Genomic DNA, 19442 nt, shown 5'->3' on the forward strand with positions numbered 1-19442 from the left:
AATTTTGGCCATTTAAGCTATGATAGAAAATGCTGTCTTTATATAGAATTTTTAGACTAAATTTCATGGCCAAGAAATCAATGATTGAGCGCGACAAGAAACGTGCTCGCATGGTGGCAAAATACGCCGCAAAAAGAGCTGCCCTTAAGGAAGCTTTTAACAACGCAGCTGATCCCCTCGAAAAACTCGAAATCCACCGCAAAATCCAGAATCTTCCCCGCAACAGCTCTCCGACCCGGATGCGCAACCGTTGCCAAATTACTGGCAGACCCCGCAGCTACTACCGCGACTTTGGTCTGTGCCGCAACGTCCTCCGGGATTGGGCTCACCAAGGCTTGCTCCCCGGTGTGGTCAAATCCAGTTGGTAGTGACTGGTCTCAGCCCCAAGGGTTAAGACAATTTAGCGATTATTTTTATATTTTTTTTCGAGGTAAGGCTTAGCTTTACCTTTTTTTGTGGCGATGGGAGATGGGCAATTTTCAAAAAAGCAGCAATTGTCACCTCCCCTGAAGAAATTCTTTCGTTACACTAGAGGCGTCTCTTGGTGTTTTGTATTGATTCAAACCTCATTGGAGTTACCTAAGGCGATCGCCATGTCTGAATCCGAAAAAGAAAAATTTCTATTTCCCATTGAGAGCTACCGAGGCGAATTCAAAATGGAGAAAGTCCTCTTTAATGCCAACCTACAGGAGTTTGCCCAGCGGGTAAATTTTATCTGCAACTTAGAAACGAACGGCAAAATTTCATCACAGCAAGCCTATCAAGAAATTAAAAACCTTTGGAAAACCCTAAAAAGTACCCGCAAAAGCCTTGAACTCCCCGATGAGGAGAACAAAGCTTAGTCTTTTTTGGGGAATAATATTGGCGATCTTTTCGCTACTTTTCCACCAGCCAGAGAGGTAAACTTTGGCTCGGGTTTACGGCCAAACCTTGAATATTAGCCTGGGCAAAAACATATTCTTTCCCTTGCCAAATGGGGATATAGGGCACATCTGCCACCATTTGTTCTTGGATTTGCGTAAAAATTTCGAGGCGTTTTGTTGGGTCAGTTTCGGTTCGTTGGGCATCAATTAATTGGTTCATCGCTTCATTCCAATAAAAAGACCCTTGGTTTTGGGCGCCCCCCGATTCACAGCCCGTTTCTGGCGATCCCACCTCACAATTCAAAAGGGGATGAATGTAATTATCCGCATCTAAAAAGTCCGGGTACCAGTTCCCCAAAGCCGCCGGATAAATCCCCTGGGCGATATTCTGGAAAAAGGTTGCCCCTTCCACACTGCTGGGTTCAAATTGCAACAAGCCCTCCAGTTCACGGTTGGCATACTCCCTTAGGGTTGTGGCGATAATGCCACGGGTGGTGGAGCCAGACGGGTACCACAGGGGAATTACAGCCGGATTTTCTGGGGTAAAGCCCGCTTCGGTAAGGAGAGTTTTGGCCTGTTCAATGTTGGCATCACCATAGGCGCTTTGGAATAGCGGTTGTGATGCTGGAAAAGAAGTCGGAATCAAACTATAGAGCGGATCAGCCTGGCCATTGAGTACCCGTTCGTTGATCAGGTTGCGGTCGAGGAGAGCGGCGATCGCCTGGCGGACTTCGAGCTGATCGAGGGGGGCTTGGTTACGGTTTAGCACCATAAAATTCACCGCTGTCCCCTCTGCTTCTAGGGCTTGAATTTCGCCGCTTTCTGCCTCCCGGAGGAGATTACTCACCTGTTCCGGCTCCAGGGATTGGTAGGCAATATCCACGGCCCCCGTCTGGAGCGCATTAAATAAATTGGCGGCATTACTATTAAAAATTTGGATATCAACTCCGGCATTCTTCGCGGTTTCGCCCCAGTAATCGTCATTGCGGTCGAGGGTAATGGTGTCACTCGTAAAGGCCGTTAGCTTGTAGGGGCCAGTGCCCACCAGTTGACTGGGGTTAAAGGCACCTTCGCTGATCTCGTAGGCCGCAGGGGAAACAGCACTAGCCCCAGCAAAGGCCAATAATGCAGGAAACGCAGCAAAGGGTTGCTTGAGGGTAATGGTCAGTTCATATTCCCCGGTCGCTTCGATATTCTCGATAATGTCCCCTAGTAAAAAGGAAGGTTTGCCTTTGTTTTCCATGAAGCGATCTAAAGAAAATTTCATCGCCGCCGCGTTAAAGGGTTCGCCATCATGGAAAGTGACGCCTTCCCGCAGGGGAATTGTATAGGTGAGGCCATCGTCGCTAATGGCGGGCAGAGCTGCGGCCAGGAGGGGTTTGATCTCCGTGGTCCCGATTTCGTAGGTGTAGAGACTTTCGGTGACGTTGTAGATGATATTTAAACCGGCAATTTCGTAGCTATCGGCGGGATCGATGGTGCGGGGTTTGGCGGTGGTGCCTAGGGCCAAACGATTATTGACATCGGCGCTAATGGTCGTCGTTTCGCTGCTGGGGGTTGTGCCGTTGGGATTGGGATTACAGCTCACCAGGAGGGAACCAAAACAAAGGGCGATCGCCGCTGCGGAATAAAATTGCCGGGAATGGATCATAGTGCTTTTGGACAACAGGACTAGGTGGACTTGATCATAGCGGGATTTGACCCCGAATATTGTTGGTTAGACCGGGTTTGGGGATCGAGGACTTGGTTCAGCTTGCCACTGCGGTAGCCCTCTAGGTCTAGGGTGACGTACAGAAACCCATAGCCTTGGAACGTTTTGACCAGGGCATCAAGATCTACCTGGACGACAAAATCGCGAATTTGTTCGGGGGGCAACTCAATGCGAGCCGTGTCACCTTGGGAACGAACCCGCAGCGATCGCCAGCCCAAACGCCGCAGATAAACTTCACAACGACCGACCCGCTGGAGTTTTTCGGTGGTGATCAGTTCACCGTAAGGGAACCGGGAACTGAGGCAGGGTTGCGCGGGTTTATCCCACCAGGGCAATCCCAACTGTTTGGAAATTTCCCGCACTTCTAATTTGGTGATCCCCACTTCTGCCAAAGGCGATCGCGCCCCCCGTTCCTTCGCCGCTTGAATCCCCGGACGATAGTCCTGGAGATCATCGGCATTGACCCCGTCAATCACGTAGGGATAGCCCCGTTCTAGGGCCAGGGGTTTGAGGGTGTCGTGGAGTTCGCTTTTGCAAAAATAGCAGCGGTTGGCCGGATTACTGACGTAATTAGGGTTGTCCATTTCGTGGGTTTCCACCTGTTCGTGGACAATACCAATGGTTTTCGCCTGGGCGATCGCCGCTTCGAGTTCTTCGGGTAACAGGGATGGCGAAACGGCAGTCACCGCCACGGCGTGATCGCCCAAAACATCGTGGGCTACCTTGGCCACCAAAGTGCTGTCAATGCCCCCAGAATAAGCAATTAAAGCCCGTTCCGTTGCCTCGAAAAAATGTTGCAGTGCCGTGAGTTTTTCTTGCCAAGCCATGGATCGCCGCGTTCACTGAAGGTTTAGCCTGGGATCTTAACAGATTGCTCTGGTGCTTTTGGCCCCAAGGCGATCGCCATCTCCCTAGCCACCATAGATTTGATCAATCTCGGCCTCGATTTCCCGCACCATCTCCAGAGGAAGCCCCAATTGCCCCAGGAGTTGCTGGTAGACAATGCTCTCTAGTTCATTGACCCCATTGGCCCGAATGACCTCATAACTGAGCTTTAGGGCGGTAATTTTTTCGTTTTCCGTGGTTAGGGTATCTGTCAACTGCTCTAGGGGCAGATTGCTTGCCAGATAATTTTCCAGTTCCCCTTGCAGTTGCGCCTGGTGCTGACTGTCGTTGGTAAATTGCTCACTCAGGCGACTGAGGATCACCTGTTTCTGCTCTGGGGCAAAGTTGCCATCGGCCCAGGCCATACTCGCAGCGATGCGAATCAGGTTCATTTGCTCCGGTGTGACGGTGGGCGCTTCCCCCAGATAAACCTCAATCACTTTGGGGTCGTTCTGTACCTGATTCATGTTGCCTTCACAGAGCACAGAACCCTGGTGCAGTACCGTTACTTGCCGCGCAATCTGGCGCACAAACTCCATATCATGTTCAATCACGATCAGGGAATGGCTTTCGGCGAGGGCGAGGAGTAAATTACCGACATTTTCCGTTTCCTCATCGGTCAAGCCCGCCACGGGTTCGTCCACCAGCAACAGATCCGGAGACTGGGCCACGAGCATACCAATTTCTAAACGCTGTTTTTCCCCATGGGCTAACCAGGCCGCTTGGATATCGGCTTTTTCGGTAAGGCCAATGGTTTCTAAAAGACTTAGGGTTTGGGTTCTTTCCGTGGCCTTGGTTCCCCCAAAAAGAGTCGGTAAAACATTTTTGTGGCGATTACAGGCGAGGTCTAGGTTTTCGCGTACCGTTAAATTTTGGTAGACCCGAGGCGTTTGAAATTTGCGACCAATGCCGAGGCGGGCCACTTTATGTTCCGGGAGACCGCTGATGGTTTTGCCTTTAAATTTGACTTTGCCTGTGGTGGGTTTAACCTTGCCGGTGATTACATCTAAAAACGTAGTTTTCCCCGCACCATTGGGGCCAATGATCACCCGCAGCTCCCCTTTACCCATGCGGAAGGTGAGGTTATTGAGGGCTTTAAAGCCATCGAAGTTGACGGTCAAATTCTCAATTTCCAAGATATTTTCCATGGCCTCGCCCTACTCCTTTGTCACTAATTGGTCTTCTTGGATATTTTGCACATCGGGATCGTCGGCGATCGCCGGATAACTCACTGGTTGTCCGATCCCCAACAGACGGGCCACCTTGACCCAGAGAACGTCCCGCACCCAGCCCACAATGCCGTCGGGAAGCACCGTCACCACGATTAAAAACAGCGCCCCTTGGAAAAACAGCCAAATTTCTGGGAAGCTTTCACTCAAATAAATGCGGGCAAAATTGACCAAAATCGTGCCAATAATTGCGCCGATCAGGGTCGCCCGGCCCCCCACTGCCACGGAGATCACCATCTCAATGGAAAAGGCCACTTCCATGTAGTTCGGCGTGATAATCCCACTTTGCACCGTATAAAGGGCTCCGGAAATTCCGGCGATCGCCCCGGCGATCGCAAAAACAACGACCTTAAACCAGGTGGGATCGTAGCCCGTAAACCGCACCCGCGTTTCATCATCCCGAATGGCGATTAACATCCGGCCAAAGCGACCACTCGTTAGCCAGCGACAAAGGAGATAAACCAACAGCAAGGCGACAATCGTTGTTTCATAAAACAGCAACTGAATCCCTGAATCCCCGACTCGCTGCCCTAGGAAAACGGCGGTATCTGTTTTGAGACCGTTGGTGCCGTTAATCAGTTTTTGCTGACCATTGAAAAAATTGAAAAAGACCAACAGCGCCGCCTGGGTGATGATCGAAAAATAAACCCCCTTAATGCGATTGCGAAAGACGAGATAGCCCAAAATCCCCGCAACGATCCCCGGCACCAGCACCATGGCAAGCAGAGTCAGGGGTAGCGAGTAAAAGGGCTGCCAAAAGAGGGGTAATTTTTCGACGCCATAGAGCATAAAAAATTCGGGAATGGCACCATCAGGCAGTTGCAAACTGAGGTGCATCGCCAGGGCATAGCCACCGAGGGCAAAGAAAATCCCTTGGCCAAGACTAAGCAAGCCAGTGTAGCCCCAAATGAGGTCGATCCCCAGGGCGACGATCGCCATGGAGAGAAAACGCCCCACGAGTTTGAGGCGAAATTCCGGCAAAATCAAGGGCAGGATGACCATCGTAATGATCACCAGAGCAAGGATGATTGCTCCCTCAATGAGAAGTTTGGTGCGCTGTTGTTTGCGCTGGTCACGTCGGGTTAAACCTACATTCATGGTGCTGTTTATGGGCTGGGCTATCGGGAAAAGGGCTTATAGTTCTGCGGTTCTGCCTTTCGGCGGGAAGAGACCCGCAGGCCGGAACTGGAGGAAGCCGATAATAATCACAAAGGTCATCACTTTCGCCATACTGGTGGTGGCAAAAAAAGTGGCCAAATCCAAGAGAAATTGTGGGGCTTGGAGGGAGGTGAAAACGGTAACAAATGTGCCAGAACCGATGAGATAGTTGATAATCCCCAAACCGAGGGCCGCCAAAATGGTACCAAGCAAATTACCAACGCCACCAACGACCACCACCATAAAGGCATCGACGATGTAGTTTTGGCCGGTATTTGGCCCGACGGAACCCAACAGGGCGATCGCCACCCCGGCAATGCCTGCTAAACCAGACCCCAGGGCGAAGGTCAAAGCATCAACGCGGGCGGTAGGAATCCCCAAACAGGAACTCATTTCACGGTTTTGGGTGACGGCACGGATTCGGAGACCCCAGTTGGATTTGTTCAAAAACCAGTACATCGCCCCTAGACAGATCAGGGTCAAGACGATGATAAAAATGCGGCTGTAGGGCAGTTGGGCAGAACCCAGGGAAAGTCCCCCCTGGAGCCATTTGGGCGCAGTCACATCCACATTTCGGGCACTAAACCACGGCTTTGTGAGGGCGTCATTTTTCGTCAGATTGACCGTGAAAATCACTCCAAAACCAAGGGCAAAGGCGGCAACCACATTTAATTTATCCAGCCACGTTTTTAGGGTCGCAGATTGGATCTTGGCGAGATTTAAGGCTTGGAGCACGGCCCAGCGGATCACATCTTTAAGGAGAAAGGCAATGACCCCGAAGGCGATCGCCCAGTTCACACTGCGGACAAACTGCTGCAAAATTAGGCTAACCCCCCAGGTGGCCAAGAGGGTTTCGAGGGGACGGCCATAGAGATAGCGGATTACGCCCCGCTCTAGGCCAAAGCCTACTGCGGCGGCGACAAAAAAAGCCAGGGGAATCGCAAAGATAATGTAGAGATTAAAAAAAGGTTCTCCGAACCCCCGGAATACATTTTGGACCACAAAGGTTGTGTAGGCGCCCAGCATCATCAATTCGCCGTGGGCCAGGTTGATCACCCCCATCAAACCAAAGGCGATCGCCAAACCCAAGGCCGAAACCAAAAGCACAGAGCCAATGCTGACTCCGTTAAAAATACCGATTAAAAGTTCTGTCACAGGGCAAACCCACCACAATACGCGCAATAAAACCGCGAGAAAGCCGGATTCTGTAGGGCGGAATCCCAGCTTTCCCGAAAAACATCTGGGCGTTAAACCCTAGATGGCATATTTTTCACCCTTTGTGGGGTCGCTCCAGTCACAGGCAAATCCTTTGGTGGATTCAACATACTGGTTCCAGGCTTGGGGGGCGATGGGGCCGTCGGTTTCCCAGACGATATCGAACATCCCGTCTTCCCGTACCTGACCGATGCGCACGGTCTTTGAGAGGTGGTGGTTAACATTCATCGTCACCGGGCCTTCGGGAGCCGCAAATTCTTGACCAATGGCGGCACTCCGTACAGCTTCGAGGTCATAGGCATCGGTCGCCCCATTGGCGATCGCCGCTTCTACTGCCTGCTTCCAGATGTAGACCATGATGTAGGCCGCTTCCATGGGGTCATTGGTCACCCGGTCTTCACCGTACTCTGCTTTAAAGTCTGCCACCCACTTTTCATTTTCAGGGGTTTCCACGGTTTGGAAGTAGTTCCAAGACGCATAGTGACCCGTGAGGTATTCGGGGCCAATTTGACGGACTTCTTCTTCGGCGATCGACACCGACATGACCGGATATTGCTCCGGGGTGAGGCCCGCATCACGAATTTGTTTGAAGAACGCAACGTTACTGTCACCGTTCAAGCTATTGAAAATCACGCCGCCGTTGGGAAGCGCTGCTTTGATTTTGGTGATAATCGGCGTCACTTCAGTGTTACCGAGGGGCAGATAGTCTTCGCCGACCGTGGTGCCACCTTTGGCTTCTAACTGGGCTTTGATAATGGTGTTCGCAGTTCTGGGGAATACATAGTCAGAACCCACGAGGAAAAATTCTGTGCCCTTATTTTCGAGGAGCCAATCCACAGCGGGCTCGATTTGTTGGTTCGGGGCGGCCCCAGTGTAGAAGATATTCTTCGAGCATTCCTGGCCTTCGTACTGGACAGGGTAGAACAGCATGTGGTCTTTTGCTTCAAAGACATCTTTAACCGCTTTTCGGCTGGCAGACGTCCAGCAGCCAAAGACGACGGCGACACCATCTTGGTCAATGAGTTTTTCGGCTTTTTCTTTGAAGACATCCCAGTCGGAGGCACCATCTTCGACAATGGCTTCGATTTGTTTGCCATCGATGCCACCGGCGGCATTAATTTCTTTGATGGCGAGTTGTTCAGCTTCGACCACGGTGGTTTCACTAATGGCCATGGTGCCACTGAGGGAGTGGAGAATGCCAACTTTGATCGTGTCACCACTGGGGGTTGAAGTTGTGCTGCCACTATCGGGGGTATCAGGGGTTTCTGTGGGTTGGCCGCAGGCTTTGAGGAGAATACTGGAACCGAGGGCGGCGGAACTGTAGAGAATAAATTTACGTCTTCCGAGATTACTCATGGTTAATGCGATTTTCTCAAGGGGCTTTGGGATAGTGTGTGGGAGGAAAGAAGCTTAAAAGTTTAAGTCGTGTTTAAGCTTTGCAGTGTAAAAGTCCCGCCCCTAAAAAAATGTGACACTTGATACAAAGTGCCGATGCGCTTGATTCAAGGGTTTGTTAATGGAGAAGAATTAATTTAACTTTACATTAAAGAAAATGGACTGCTTGCCCCTGCTCGGTCAGCGGATAGCCCTGAAGAGGCGATCGCCTAACTGGAGAATGTTATCCCGCCGGGGAATTTGCGCCAGCCAGTCAGGGGGAATATTGTCGAGGCCGTAGTAAAGTCCGGCTAACCCCCCGGCGATCGCCGCTGTGGTATCGGTGTCGTCCCCTAAATTCACCGCCGCGAGCACCGTATTCGGGTAATTATCATGGTTTAAACAACACCAGAGGGCGGCTTCGAGGGCATGAACGACATAACCGCTCGCTGCAATGGTTTCCCTGGGAAGTGTGGCGAAATCTGCCACCAAAAGCCGCTCATAGTGGCTGAGTTCCGGCTTATAGATGGAATCGCGATAAAACTCTTCAGCCCGTTGTATCCCTTGCTGGTAGGCAATTTCAATACTTTTTCCGTGTAACAGTTCCAAGGCAATGGAAATATAAATGCCGCAGGCAATGAGTGAACGGGGATGACGGTGGGTCAGGTAGGAAATGTTGTGTACGAGATCCAAGAGATCGGCATAGGGCAGTCGCTCACCACAAAAGGCGAGGGGCAAAATACGCATCAAGGAGCCGTTGCCATTACTCCGCTCCCCGATCCCACCTGCTTCCAGGGGATTGATACCCGCTAAAATTTGGTGAATTGCGGCGGCAGTCGTGTTGCCCACATCAAAGGTTTCGCCGTGGGGTGTCCAGTAAGCTTCCTTGAGCCAGAGACCCATCTTGCGGCCCAGATGTTCGGGGAGCTCTTCGCCTAGACCCACTTCGGCGATCGCCTCGGCCAGACAAAAAGTGAGGGAACTATCATCCGACCAAGTGCCAGGGGGTTGATTGTAGGTGCCATAGCCCCGCATCGTTGTCACAGGATCCCGCTGTCGGGTGCGGCGCTCAGAAAATTCCACAGGCACGCCCAGGGCATCCCCCACACAAAGCCCCAATAATCCCCCGTGAATCTGCGCTTGCGTGACCATCAACGATTACCCTCCTAAGTGATCAAATTGCTCAAACATATTGTGGATCAACTGTTGGGTTTTCGCTTCCAGTTTTTGCCAATCCACGGCCCCGGACGCCTCGAACAGGGTTTCATCTATTTCCACGGCGCAGCCATTTTCCACGAGGGCTCCGGTGGGATAGGCGACAAAACAAATCTGATAACAGAGATCCCAGATATTGACTGTCGTTTCGATGGTGTCTTTTTTCAGGCGTAAAATATAGCCAGGGTAGGGATCTTGGATATCTTCGTACTCACCAGTCCAGGGGGAATCTTCGAGCTGGGCGCGGAAATTATCGACGACCCGAATAAAGGCTGGTTGGAGCAACATTTCGGCCTGATTCCAAGCTTTACGGGTTTTAAATTTTGGCTGCATAACTTAGAAATTCTCCCAAAAGATATAACGAACCACATAACACCCTAGTGTGGGGGGAGGCGATCGCCTGATCAAGGGCTTCGGGTAAGGTTTCATGGGTTTGACAGGATGCGAGGGCCGGACAAATCACCTGGGCCAACATTGCTAGGGCTTGGGGATCAGCGCTTCTATGGCCCCCCACTGGTAGGAGATGCAGGTGATCCCCGTCTCGTAGGAGGGCTTGAAGGACATTTTGGTGATCCTTGGTGGAGAGCATTCCCATGACCCAAGTGACGGGTTGGGGGAGGGTGTCTACATATTTGCGTAATTCCGCCGCCGCCACACCATTATGAGCGCCATCAATGAGGATTTTTTGCCCCTGCCACTGGTGCCATTCAATGCGGCCCGCCCAGCGAGTTTTCGCAAGGCCATCGCGCAATTGTTGATCGGAAATTTGCCAACCTTGTTTGCGCAACGCATAAATAGTTTCAATGGCGATCGCTGAATTATGCAGTTGAATATCCCCTAAAAGCGGCAAAAAATATTCAAAATCACCGTATTTCGCTATCCTCCTCTGTTCTCCTCCTGAAGGGGGATGAATGGCTTGGGCGGGTTGAATCCAGGTGGCAGGACAATTTAACTCACTAATTTTTTCACGAATCACTTTCGCCGCGATCTCCGGCACTTCCCCAATCACCGCCGGACAATCTTGTTTTAAAATGCCCGCTTTCTCCCCGGCAATTTTATCTAAGCTGTTACCTAAGCGCTGCCAGTGATCCATGCCGATGGAGGTAATGACAGAAACGAGGGGGCGATCGCAAACATTCGTCGAGTCCAAGCGTCCCCCCAACCCCACCTCAATCACGGCAATATCTACCTGTTCCTGGGCGAAATACAAAAATCCCGCCGCCGTAATCACCTCAAATTGGGTCGGTGTTTCTTGGTTGGGATCAATGGCCGCTTTCACCTGTTCCAAAACCGTCAATAACCGCTCGGACGGAATCGGCTGATTATTCAAACAAATCCGTTCTGTCCAGTCCACCAAATGGGGCGACGTAAACCGCCCGACCCGATAGCCTGCCGCCGCCAAAATGGAAGACAAATAGGCACAGACCGACCCTTTCCCGTTCGTGCCTGCCACATGGAGAATCGGTACTTGGCGCTCTGGATGACCAAGGTTCGCCAATAGTTGGGTAATGCGCGTTAAACCGAGGTTAATGCCAAACCGTTCAAAGGTTTCAAGGAGATTGGCGATCGCCACTTGGCTCATGGTGAATATCAAAAATTTGGGACAATATCCCCAGACTATAATGGATTAACGTATGGGAAATTTCCAAAATCTGGGTTAATGCTGTTTTACGGAACTCCGCTACTGGTTCGATCTCACAGAGACCGACTGACAAGCCCTAGTCGATGCCTGGCTGTTTGGGAGGAATGTGAAAAAATACTTTAAGCTGTAATTTTCTGACCAAAAAGCCAAGTGAAAATTTTAGTTATTCATAATAGATATCGTAATAGAGCAGGAGAAGACTCTACTTTTGATCAAGAAGTTGCTTTATTACAACAAAGCAATCATTCCATTCAAGTCTGGACGAAGGACAATAAAGACATCAACGTAGGTAATTTTTTAGATGCCATAAGATTAGCGCTTAGTACAATATGGTCTAGCAAATCTTACAGGGAGCTTTTAGCTATCATCGATGATTTTAAACCAGATATTATTCATGTCCATAATACTCTGCCATTGCTTTCGCCATCTATTTTTTATGCAGCTAAAAAGAGAACAATTCCAACGGTTATTACTATTCAAAACTACCGTTTGAGTTGCCCTAAAGGAACTTTTTTTCGGAATAATAGTACCTGTGAGATATGCCTGAATAAATCTTTATTGTTTAGTGTTTACTATAAATGTTATCGAGATTCAAGATTGCAGACCGCAACAGTTGCATTGATGTTACAAGTTCACCGTTTATTGAGAACTTGGACAGAAACTATAACTGCCTATATTGCGGTAAGTCCATTCGTTAGAAATAAGCTTGTTGAGATGGGGATTCCTGCGGAAAAAATTTATTTAAAACCCAATTTTCTTCAAGGCGAGACCAAGTGGCTTGAAACTATTGACTTTGGAAAATATTATCTTTTTGTTGGCAGACTAGAAACAGAAAAAGGAATTCTAAATTTATTAAATGCATATCAAAATTTAAAATCTGAATATCCTTTATATATCGTCGGCAGTGGTAGTTTACAGTCAGTAGTGGAACAATATGCCTCTGATAATCATAAAATCCAATATTTAGGACAAAGAACGCGGGAAGAAGTTATTCAATATATGCAAGGGGCGATCGCCTTAATTTTTCCGTCTATTTGGTATGAAGGTTTTCCTTTAACAATTTTGGAAGCTTATAGTCAGTCTTTGCCAGTGATTGGTTCAAATATCGGCTCCGTGAGCTATGCAATCCAAAATGGAATTACGGGTTTAACTTATCCAGCAGGTGATGAAAAAGCTTTGAAACGAGCATTGTTGTCTATTGAAAATGATAGAAAAGACTGGATTGATCTCAAAAAAAATATTCTAAACAACTTAGATGAGATCTACTTTGTTGACAACAATATAAGCTTTTTGGTAGAAATTTATCAAAGAATAGTTAAAGACTATTATTGTAAAGAAAATTGAACTTATTGGTTATTTTTGTTACTGTCTGCACGCTGAATAATTAATTGTATTAATTTTGCAGCTAATGCTTCCCGTGTATATTTTTTTAGAATTTCCGGGTTGGGTGAATAACTGAGTTGTTCAGCATTAAGCATTTTTTTAATAACGTCTTTGATGCTAGAAACTGAATTCCCTAAATAGACACCTACTCCTACTTCTTCAATCAGGTCGCTGGCAATTGTTCGTTTGTCAGAGCCAATTGCTAGAATCAGGGTGCCAGAATACATATATTCAAATATTTTGTTTGTTAGTATTCCACTCACTTTGGGGTCATTCCAATCCAGAAAAATTAATGCATCAGCTTCTTTTTGAATGTTTAAGATCTCTTTTCGAGGCAAATAAGGTTTTATTGTAACAATTTTAGAGACTCTAAATCTCTCAATAAGAGAATTGATATATTGGAAACTTAAAGAATAGAAAATCACCTCTATTTTTTTGTCTATATTCTTTTGTTGCTTTGATAATTCACTTAGAGCTTCAAAGAGAGACAGTGGATTTTGTTTTTCTAAAACTGTGCCAGTATAAACCATTCTCACTTTACTTGTTTTTAAATTGGCTGACATGCTCTTTAATGAATATTCATCGATATCAAACCCATTTTCTATAACAAAAGTTGGCTTTCCAAGCTTATTTTCTAAAGTAAGTTTTAACGGTTCAGAAACAACGGTAAGCAAATCGCATGAAGCAGTATATTTTTTTTCAATGTATCTTTCTAGGCGAGAAAATATTCCCTTAGATTCAAACAAGTGTCCATCACTCCATAAGTCTCTATAGTCAGCCACCCAAAATATTTCTTTGTGTCTTTTTTTGACATAGTGGCCAATGATATGAGCAGCAGGTGGGCCAAAGGTACTAACAACGATATCAAAATTATTTTTTTTGTATATTTGGCTAATCTTTTTTATCGCCGGAGTAATCCATAACATACTCGCAAAAAAGAGAGAACCTGTCCCAAGAAAAGTATTTGCTTTCCTGAAAAAAGAGCGAAGCTTTGTGTATTTTGTCGAAGAGGATGGTTGATGATTTGAATTATTTAGTTTGGATTTAATGGGGAGATACTGAACTTCTTCAACCCACATAGACTCTAGCTCTGGATAACTTTCTAAATCTAGAGGTGTTCTAAAGGATTCTAATTTGGCAGTTACAACACAAACTTCGTGACCTAGTTTTTTCCAATATTTTGCCCAGGAATATGGTCTCAGCGACGCTGATCGATTGGTTGGGGGGAAGTCATGGGCAATAATCAGGATTTTCATGTACTGATGATTTAGCTGAGGAGGTGATGGACGATGAGTTGGGCGGCTTTTCCATCACCATAGGGTTTAGTTGTATCTAGCGGAGGTGGTACCGCTTCAAACCGCTGTTGTAGCTGTTCCTGCATGGTAGCTTGATCAACTGGTGGCAGTAAATAGTTCCAGCCCAGCTCAACGAGTTCGACCCATTCTGTTTCTTCCCGGAGCGTGACACAGGGGACACCATAGAAAAAAGCTTCTTTTTGGACACCGCCAGAGTCTGTGATAGTGAGCCGGGCATTTTTTTCGAGCATGACCATATCCAGGTAGCCGACGGGTTCAATAACGGCAAGAGTTTGGGCCATTATAGGTAGATTCGCTTTTTCTAGAGCTTTGCGAGTGTGGGGATAGAGTGGGAAGACAACTGGGATTTGTTTGGCCGCCTAATTACCTTCACGGGTTGACATCACCCTCAACAGTATAGCCAGGTCTGTCATAATTTTTTGACGGAGAATTTGCTGTTGACTATTAAAAATTCAAAGAACGATCTAGTACATCTGCCAAGCGATAAGAACAATCCTTTGGCATATCGATACCTGTTTCGGCGATCGCCTAAAACAAATCTCCATATTCTGTCAACACTGCCAAAGCAACCTTTAGCTTTCGTCGGTTCGATTCGGAGGGATCAAGCTGAAATTCGATTTCGGCAATACGGCATCGAGTTTCAATTCGAGTTCGGCGAGCCGCATATTCTTCCGTTCTAGCTCGGCGTTGCTCTTCTTCAAGTCTGCGTTGCTCCTCCTCAGCTCTTCGAGACTCAGCTGCTCGTTCCTGAGCCATTCTTCGTTCTTCCGCTTCAATTCTGCGTTGCTCCTCCTCAGCTCTTCGTTGTACTTCCTCAGCTCGGCGTTGTGCTTCTTCAACCAAGCGGTTTGTTTCTCGATTTCGACGGTTCCACTCAACGCCGAAATTAGCCAATGTAGCCAGGAGGGCTGCCACAGTACATCGGTTGCTCCAGATTCTTGGTTCGGCGATGATGCCGAGAAATTCAAAGTCGGTTTGGTCATAGAACCTCAAAAACGCAATGGCGATTAACAGCAGGGTCAGAACGGTAGAGGGCAACAGCCCCAGAAAATTGAGCCACATCTAAATCAACAGCAGGATTTCACTATTTTACTCAACGCCCCCCAACTCTGGCTCCCTGGACAGGGATTGTGAGGTGATCGCCTTTTAAAAATTCAAAGAACGATCTAGTACATCTGCCAAGCGATAAGAACAATCCTTTGGCATATCGATACCTGTTTCGGCGATCGCATTCAAACGGGCGTTGACATAGGCTTTATCAATCCACTGTTGCGTCAGAAAGCGTTTTAAACTGGGACTGTCTTCAAGGTATTGTTGAATATTATTGCGCTCCCGTTCAATGGTGACCTGCCAACTGCGAGACCGTTTTTGAGGTTGATGATCCCACTTTAATAGGTGATGTAAAATCAGCCGGATACTACTCAAAAGGCGATCGCGTTCCCGTTTAGACAAATCCCGAACCTCTTCCACTAAATTCTCGATATCAAGGGCACTGAACTGACCGTTTTCAAGCAATTCGGCCATGGTTTCGGCCCATTGACTAAAGTCTTGTTCATACAGGGTACTCATGGGTCTTGCTGCCGATGGGTGGGTTTGTTGATTTTATTTCGATTATAGTGAGCTGTTATGGAGAGAAGAAGGCGAGTATGGGAATGATGCGGATTTTTATGTACTGATGATTTAGCTAAGGAGGTGATGGACGATGAGTTGGGCGGCTTTTCCATCACCATAGGGTTTAGTTGTATCTAGCGGAGGTGGTACCGCTTCAAACCGCTGTTGTAGCTGTTCCTGCATGGTAGCTTGATCAACTGGTGGCAGTAAATAGTTCCAGCCCAGCTCAACGAGTTCGACCCATTCTGTTTCTTCCCGGAGCGTGACACAGGGGACACCATAGAAAAAAGCTTCTTTTTGGACACCGCCAGAGTCTGTGATAGTGAGCCGGGCATTTTTTTCGAGCATGACCATATCCAGGTAGCCGACGGGTTCAATGATGCTTAAGGCTTGGGTCAGGGAGGCGAAAAGATCCGTTTTTTCTAAGGCTTTGCGAGTGCGGGGATGCAGGGGAAGCACGACTGGAATTTGTTTCGCTATTTCGCTGAGAACCCCGAAGATCGCCTGAAGTCGTTGGGGGTTATCTGTATTTTCCGCGCGGTGGATAGTGGCCAGTAAATAGTTTCTGGGTTGTAGCTGGAGGGTCTGTAGAATTTGGCTGCGGCTTTCAGCTTTTTCTCCATAGTAAAGGGCGGCATCATACATCACATCGCCAACTAAGGCTATTTGATCTGCCCTGATACCTTCATGATGGAGGTTGGCAACGGCGGTTTCGGTGGGGGCAAAAAGTAAATCAGAAATTCGGTCTGCCAGAATTCGGTTAATTTCTTCGGGCATCTTTTTGTTAAAAGAGTGGAGTCCGGCTTCGACGTGGGCGATGGGAAGGTGTAGTTTGGCTGCAGCTAAAGCGCCAGCAAGGGTCGAATTAGTATCGCCATAAATCAAAACCCAATCGGGTTGTTCTCTGATCAGAACGGCTTCAATGGCACTGAGCATTTGTCCAGTTTGGGTGCCATGGGAACCAGAACCAATGCCTAAATGGTAATGGGGGGCTGGAATTTCCATTTCCTCGAAAAAAATGGCTGACATATTCTCATCGTAGTGTTGTCCGGTGTGGACAAGGATTTCTTTTAGACCAGGTGTGTTTTGAATGAGACGAGAAACGGTAGCCGCTTTGATGAATTGGGGACGGGCACCAACAATAGTTACAGTTTTCATCCATTAATTTTTGTTGCACTTTATCTATATCCTGATTGATTATTCACTGTCATGACAATTTTATTTATAAAATCATCCAGGTTAAGCTGATAATTGGTAAATATTGAATTAACTTTACTGTTGCCTAGCTTGAGCTTTATCCAATTTTCAATATCCATATCATTTAATGGTACGGTTTCTGCAATTTTTAGATTTCGCTCATGACTGTAATATTGACTACGATTACCGTCTGGTCGAATTTCTGGATCAAGCAATCCAGTACTCACATTCATCCAGGCAGCTTCAATTGTCGTACTACTATTATAAGTGATATGTAAGTCAGACAAATTTAATATTATAGGAAGAGGAAATTCACTAGATTTTTCCCATTCTACTGTTTTGATATGTCCAAAGGTTTTAGCCAAATACTTTTCAATAGTTGAAAACTCAGAACCACGGATTTGTACTGGATGCAAACGAATTAGCCAATTGTAATTTTCACCCAATTTCAAAATTGTTCTTTCAAGAGCATAGGGCATGACACCATTCGGAACATATTGACCAAAATGTTTTTTCATTCCCCACTGAAGCGTGATTATAATAGTTGGCTTTTTGTTTTGTAAAAATAAATTTTTGTTTATAGTTTCTTTGACAAGAAAATCCTGATAATCATTAACCAGAAATCTCTGAAACCAAGGGTTGCCAATAATATCCACAGAAATTCTTTTTGAAGTAGTCCATTTTTTAAGGGCTTTGGCACTGCTTCCATCCCAGCAAAGAAAACCACTAGGAAGATCTATAGGGGAAGTATTTTTTCTATACTTTTGTCCATACCAAGAGTGTTGATCTGTAATAATGCCGTGCTGCAAATCATAGACGGGAATTGATAGTGAGTGACAAGCTTGACATAAAGATGAGGATGGTTGGATAACAATAATAACTTTAGGGCAAGCAATACTTAAAATTTTGAGCCATAATTTTTTCCTCTTTTCCTTAACCCAAGACAACCTTTTCTTTTGTCCTTGAAAAATATTAATTAATCTAGATTGTAGAGCAATCCATAAAAAGCTTTGGTTGAAGCTTAATGGATTACCATATCCTAATTGTCCAGTTAATTGAGAAAAAGGTTTCGCCACAGTGATAATTCTCAAATTTTTTTGTCTTAATAAATCACCCATACTATCTAGGAGATGAGCATAGGCTTGATTCTGATAATTATGTCCACGATTATTGTCGTGACAGATTAGCAAAACATCACAAGAATTGATAGAATTCCAATCGTCACTCTTAATAGATGAATAAAAAATTTGACTTATTTTTATTAATTTTTGAATCATAATTGCTTTAGGAAATTACTGCTTATCAAGAATGTAGATAAAGATGAATTTTACTTTGAAAGTGAGTCTTAATTGTATCTTTAGAAGTTATTTTGAAAGAACAGATTCCAAGGCATCTTATAGACTCTAGCAGATAGAAGCCATGTCATTAGAAATGACAGAAAAAAAGCTATCATAGTCCCCTGGGCTGCGCCGATCGCCCCATTCCAGATAATCAAAAAGTAGCTACTGATTAAATTAACCACTGCTGTTAAAAATGTTACCCAAGCTAGTAAATGGGTCTTTTGGGCATAAAAAATATAGTTTGTCACCATATAATACATTCCCTGAAAAGCTCCACCTAAAGCAATCCAGATGATAAACTGACTAGAACTGACAAATTTTTCCCCTACTAGGAATTTTAAAAAGAAAGGCGCTGTAGTAGCAAGAGTGATTGACAGCATTAAAATACAAAAATCATAAACATAGGTCAGTTTGACTATTTTTAGATTAAGTAGAACATCCTCTTTTTTTAGTTGACTAAAAAGCCAAGGAGAGTAAGCCCGATTAAAGGATGTTGCCAGTATGCTAATAATCATACCTATTTGGGAGCCTACTACATAAATACCAGTATCTTGGATTCCTACTAAATTAGTAATTAAGATTCGGTCAGTGGTGGCGATCGCTAAACCACCTAGAGTATGTGGAATAAGTGGGATTCCAAAGTCAAGGGCATTTTTAATATAAAAAAAACTAAATCTAGGTTTGAAGCAATTTTCTCGAAATAAAATTAATAAAGCTAGAGATGCAAATATTCCTACAGCAATTACTTGTGCATAAATTCTACCTTGCCAATTCATACCCCAAAATACTACAAATAGAATTGAAAAACTTACATTAATTAATGTTTGAATTATTTGGTAGGTTCCATACTGAATGGGCTTTTTTTGAACCTGCCAAAGAGTTAGAAGAATTGTAATAATAAATTGTCCTATACAAACCAAGAAAACTGCCGATAACCATTTTCTGGGGAATTGAGTAATTTGACTAATCCAGCCTGATAAAAATAGCGTGACTAAGCCAGTCAAAACTGAACTAGCAATTAAAATATAAAAACAATTAGTAATAAATTTGGGAAAATCAATTGATTCTTTTTCGTAAAATTGTCTGGCAATAGCCCCATGGACATTGAGACCGATAAAAGTGGCCATCATGCTGACTAAAACGGAAAACATAGAAACAATTCCATAATCTTCTGGACTTAGGAATCGAGTCATTATTGGCAAAACCAAAAAGGGTATCGCGCTATTTAAAATGTTGGTTATAGTGTAAATTCCCGCCGATTGAATTAAAGGATAGTAGAGACTTTTTCTAAAAAGCATATATT

The 19442-nt window shown here is 45.9% G+C and carries 18 protein-coding genes and 1 pseudogene; 3 read left to right on the forward strand and 16 right to left on the reverse strand.

What is annotated here, in order from left to right; translation table 11 throughout:
- The first annotated feature begins 65 nt into the window (after window positions 1–65).
- Together rpsN and AWQ22_RS02045 are read left to right on the forward strand one after the other, a co-directional pair.
- Entirely contained in the window at window positions 66–368 is a 303-nt protein-coding gene (gene rpsN, locus AWQ22_RS02040; RefSeq protein WP_012306025.1) for a 30S ribosomal protein S14, read from the forward strand.
- Window positions 369–593: 225 nt separating this feature from the next.
- The gene (locus AWQ22_RS02045) at window positions 594–842 is read left to right on the forward strand and encodes a hypothetical protein (RefSeq protein ID WP_062432061.1); all 249 of its coding nucleotides are present in this window, start codon (window positions 594–596) and stop codon (window positions 840–842) included.
- A 34-nt stretch (window positions 843–876) separates the two neighbouring features.
- Here AWQ22_RS02045 and AWQ22_RS02050 read toward each other — a convergent pair whose 3' ends face one another.
- The 9 genes and pseudogenes from AWQ22_RS02050 to AWQ22_RS02090 form a co-directional block, all read right to left on the reverse strand.
- Complete coding sequence (locus AWQ22_RS02050; protein ID WP_065710020.1) at window positions 877–2514, reverse strand: ABC transporter substrate-binding protein; 1638 nt, start codon at window positions 2512–2514, stop codon at window positions 877–879.
- Window positions 2515–2534: 20 nt separating this feature from the next.
- Window positions 2535–3401: an ATP-dependent sacrificial sulfur transferase LarE gene (gene larE / locus AWQ22_RS02055; RefSeq protein WP_065710021.1), complete on the reverse strand. Its 867-nt coding sequence runs from the start codon at window positions 3399–3401 to the stop codon at window positions 2535–2537.
- A 471-nt stretch (window positions 3402–3872) separates the two neighbouring features.
- Window positions 3873–4607 (reverse strand): annotated as a pseudogene (urtD, locus tag AWQ22_RS17345) (urea ABC transporter ATP-binding protein UrtD); the annotation flags it as partial.
- A gap of 9 nt (window positions 4608–4616) precedes the next feature.
- Complete coding sequence (urtC, locus tag AWQ22_RS02065; protein WP_041443328.1) at window positions 4617–5786, reverse strand: urea ABC transporter permease subunit UrtC; 1170 nt, start codon at window positions 5784–5786, stop codon at window positions 4617–4619.
- A 36-nt stretch (window positions 5787–5822) separates the two neighbouring features.
- Window positions 5823–7001 carry an urea ABC transporter permease subunit UrtB gene (locus AWQ22_RS02070; RefSeq protein ID WP_065710023.1) on the reverse strand — a complete coding sequence of 393 codons (1179 nt, stop codon included), beginning with the start codon at window positions 6999–7001 and terminating at the stop codon, window positions 5823–5825.
- A 99-nt stretch (window positions 7002–7100) separates the two neighbouring features.
- The gene (urtA, locus tag AWQ22_RS02075; protein ID WP_012306032.1) at window positions 7101–8417 is read right to left on the reverse strand and encodes an urea ABC transporter substrate-binding protein; all 1317 of its coding nucleotides are present in this window, start codon (window positions 8415–8417) and stop codon (window positions 7101–7103) included.
- Window positions 8418–8636: 219 nt separating this feature from the next.
- On the reverse strand, window positions 8637–9587 hold the full coding sequence (locus AWQ22_RS02080; RefSeq protein WP_065710024.1) for an ADP-ribosylglycohydrolase family protein: 951 nt from the start codon (window positions 9585–9587) through the stop codon (window positions 8637–8639).
- 6 nt (window positions 9588–9593) lie between these two features.
- Complete coding sequence (locus AWQ22_RS02085; RefSeq protein ID WP_065710025.1) at window positions 9594–9983, reverse strand: hypothetical protein; 390 nt, start codon at window positions 9981–9983, stop codon at window positions 9594–9596.
- Window positions 9967–11223 (reverse strand): folylpolyglutamate synthase/dihydrofolate synthase family protein, encoded by a 1257-nt coding sequence (locus AWQ22_RS02090; protein ID WP_315862434.1) that lies wholly within the window; start codon window positions 11221–11223, stop codon window positions 9967–9969. The genes AWQ22_RS02085 and AWQ22_RS02090 overlap by 17 nt, the downstream gene beginning before the upstream one ends.
- A gap of 219 nt (window positions 11224–11442) precedes the next feature.
- On the opposite strand from AWQ22_RS02090, the gene AWQ22_RS16285 reads away from it, so the two are divergent.
- Window positions 11443–12636 (forward strand): glycosyltransferase, encoded by a 1194-nt coding sequence (locus AWQ22_RS16285; RefSeq protein WP_071925375.1) that lies wholly within the window; start codon window positions 11443–11445, stop codon window positions 12634–12636.
- Window positions 12637–12638: 2 nt separating this feature from the next.
- Here the strand turns inward: AWQ22_RS16285 and AWQ22_RS02100 are convergent, their stop codons facing one another.
- The 7 genes from AWQ22_RS02100 to AWQ22_RS02130 form a co-directional block, all read right to left on the reverse strand.
- The gene (locus tag AWQ22_RS02100) at window positions 12639–13931 is read right to left on the reverse strand and encodes a glycosyltransferase (protein ID WP_071925376.1); all 1293 of its coding nucleotides are present in this window, start codon (window positions 13929–13931) and stop codon (window positions 12639–12641) included.
- 11 nt (window positions 13932–13942) lie between these two features.
- The gene (locus AWQ22_RS02105; RefSeq protein ID WP_084448945.1) at window positions 13943–14338 is read right to left on the reverse strand and encodes a UDP-N-acetylglucosamine 2-epimerase; all 396 of its coding nucleotides are present in this window, start codon (window positions 14336–14338) and stop codon (window positions 13943–13945) included.
- 225 nt (window positions 14339–14563) lie between these two features.
- Entirely contained in the window at window positions 14564–14974 is a 411-nt protein-coding gene (locus AWQ22_RS02110; protein ID WP_065710030.1) for a hypothetical protein, read from the reverse strand.
- 163 nt (window positions 14975–15137) lie between these two features.
- Entirely contained in the window at window positions 15138–15560 is a 423-nt protein-coding gene (locus tag AWQ22_RS02115; RefSeq protein WP_065710031.1) for a DUF29 domain-containing protein, read from the reverse strand.
- Between the two features lie 111 nt (window positions 15561–15671).
- Window positions 15672–16760 (reverse strand): non-hydrolyzing UDP-N-acetylglucosamine 2-epimerase, encoded by a 1089-nt coding sequence (gene wecB, locus AWQ22_RS02120; RefSeq protein WP_065710032.1) that lies wholly within the window; start codon window positions 16758–16760, stop codon window positions 15672–15674.
- Window positions 16761–16780: 20 nt separating this feature from the next.
- Window positions 16781–18076, reverse strand: coding sequence for a hypothetical protein (locus AWQ22_RS02125; protein WP_065710033.1), 1296 nt, complete (start codon window positions 18074–18076; stop codon window positions 16781–16783).
- An 80-nt stretch (window positions 18077–18156) separates the two neighbouring features.
- Window positions 18157–19437, reverse strand: coding sequence for a lipopolysaccharide biosynthesis protein (locus AWQ22_RS02130; RefSeq protein WP_065710034.1), 1281 nt, complete (start codon window positions 19435–19437; stop codon window positions 18157–18159).
- Between the last annotated feature and the right edge of the window lie 5 nt (window positions 19438–19442).

This window comes from Picosynechococcus sp. PCC 7117 (assembly GCF_001693275.1).
Classification (GTDB): domain Bacteria; phylum Cyanobacteriota; class Cyanobacteriia; order Cyanobacteriales; family MRBY01; genus MRBY01.

What these genes read in the sequence shown, in the direction of transcription:
- urtA (WP_012306032.1), bottom strand. Translation starts at nt 8,417, where the DNA reads ATGAGTAATCTCGGAAGACGTAAATTTATTCTCTACAGTTCCGCCGCC.
- AWQ22_RS02115 (WP_065710031.1), bottom strand. Translation starts at nt 15,560, where the DNA reads ATGAGTACCCTGTATGAACAAGACTTTAGTCAATGGGCCGAAACCATG.
- AWQ22_RS02050 (WP_065710020.1), bottom strand. Translation starts at nt 2,514, where the DNA reads ATGATCCATTCCCGGCAATTTTATTCCGCAGCGGCGATCGCCCTTTGT.
- AWQ22_RS02080 (WP_065710024.1), bottom strand. Translation starts at nt 9,587, where the DNA reads ATGGTCACGCAAGCGCAGATTCACGGGGGATTATTGGGGCTTTGTGTG.
- AWQ22_RS02045 (WP_062432061.1), top strand. Translation starts at nt 594, where the DNA reads ATGTCTGAATCCGAAAAAGAAAAATTTCTATTTCCCATTGAGAGCTAC.
- AWQ22_RS02130 (WP_065710034.1), bottom strand. Translation starts at nt 19,437, where the DNA reads ATGCTTTTTAGAAAAAGTCTCTACTATCCTTTAATTCAATCGGCGGGA.
- wecB (WP_065710032.1), bottom strand. Translation starts at nt 16,760, where the DNA reads ATGAAAACTGTAACTATTGTTGGTGCCCGTCCCCAATTCATCAAAGCG.
- urtC (WP_041443328.1), bottom strand. Translation starts at nt 5,786, where the DNA reads ATGAATGTAGGTTTAACCCGACGTGACCAGCGCAAACAACAGCGCACC.
- rpsN (WP_012306025.1), top strand. Translation starts at nt 66, where the DNA reads ATGGCCAAGAAATCAATGATTGAGCGCGACAAGAAACGTGCTCGCATG.
- AWQ22_RS02085 (WP_065710025.1), bottom strand. Translation starts at nt 9,983, where the DNA reads ATGCAGCCAAAATTTAAAACCCGTAAAGCTTGGAATCAGGCCGAAATG.
- AWQ22_RS02125 (WP_065710033.1), bottom strand. Translation starts at nt 18,076, where the DNA reads ATGATTCAAAAATTAATAAAAATAAGTCAAATTTTTTATTCATCTATT.
- AWQ22_RS02100 (WP_071925376.1), bottom strand. Translation starts at nt 13,931, where the DNA reads ATGAAAATCCTGATTATTGCCCATGACTTCCCCCCAACCAATCGATCA.
- AWQ22_RS02110 (WP_065710030.1), bottom strand. Translation starts at nt 14,974, where the DNA reads ATGACCAAACCGACTTTGAATTTCTCGGCATCATCGCCGAACCAAGAA.
- larE (WP_065710021.1), bottom strand. Translation starts at nt 3,401, where the DNA reads ATGGCTTGGCAAGAAAAACTCACGGCACTGCAACATTTTTTCGAGGCA.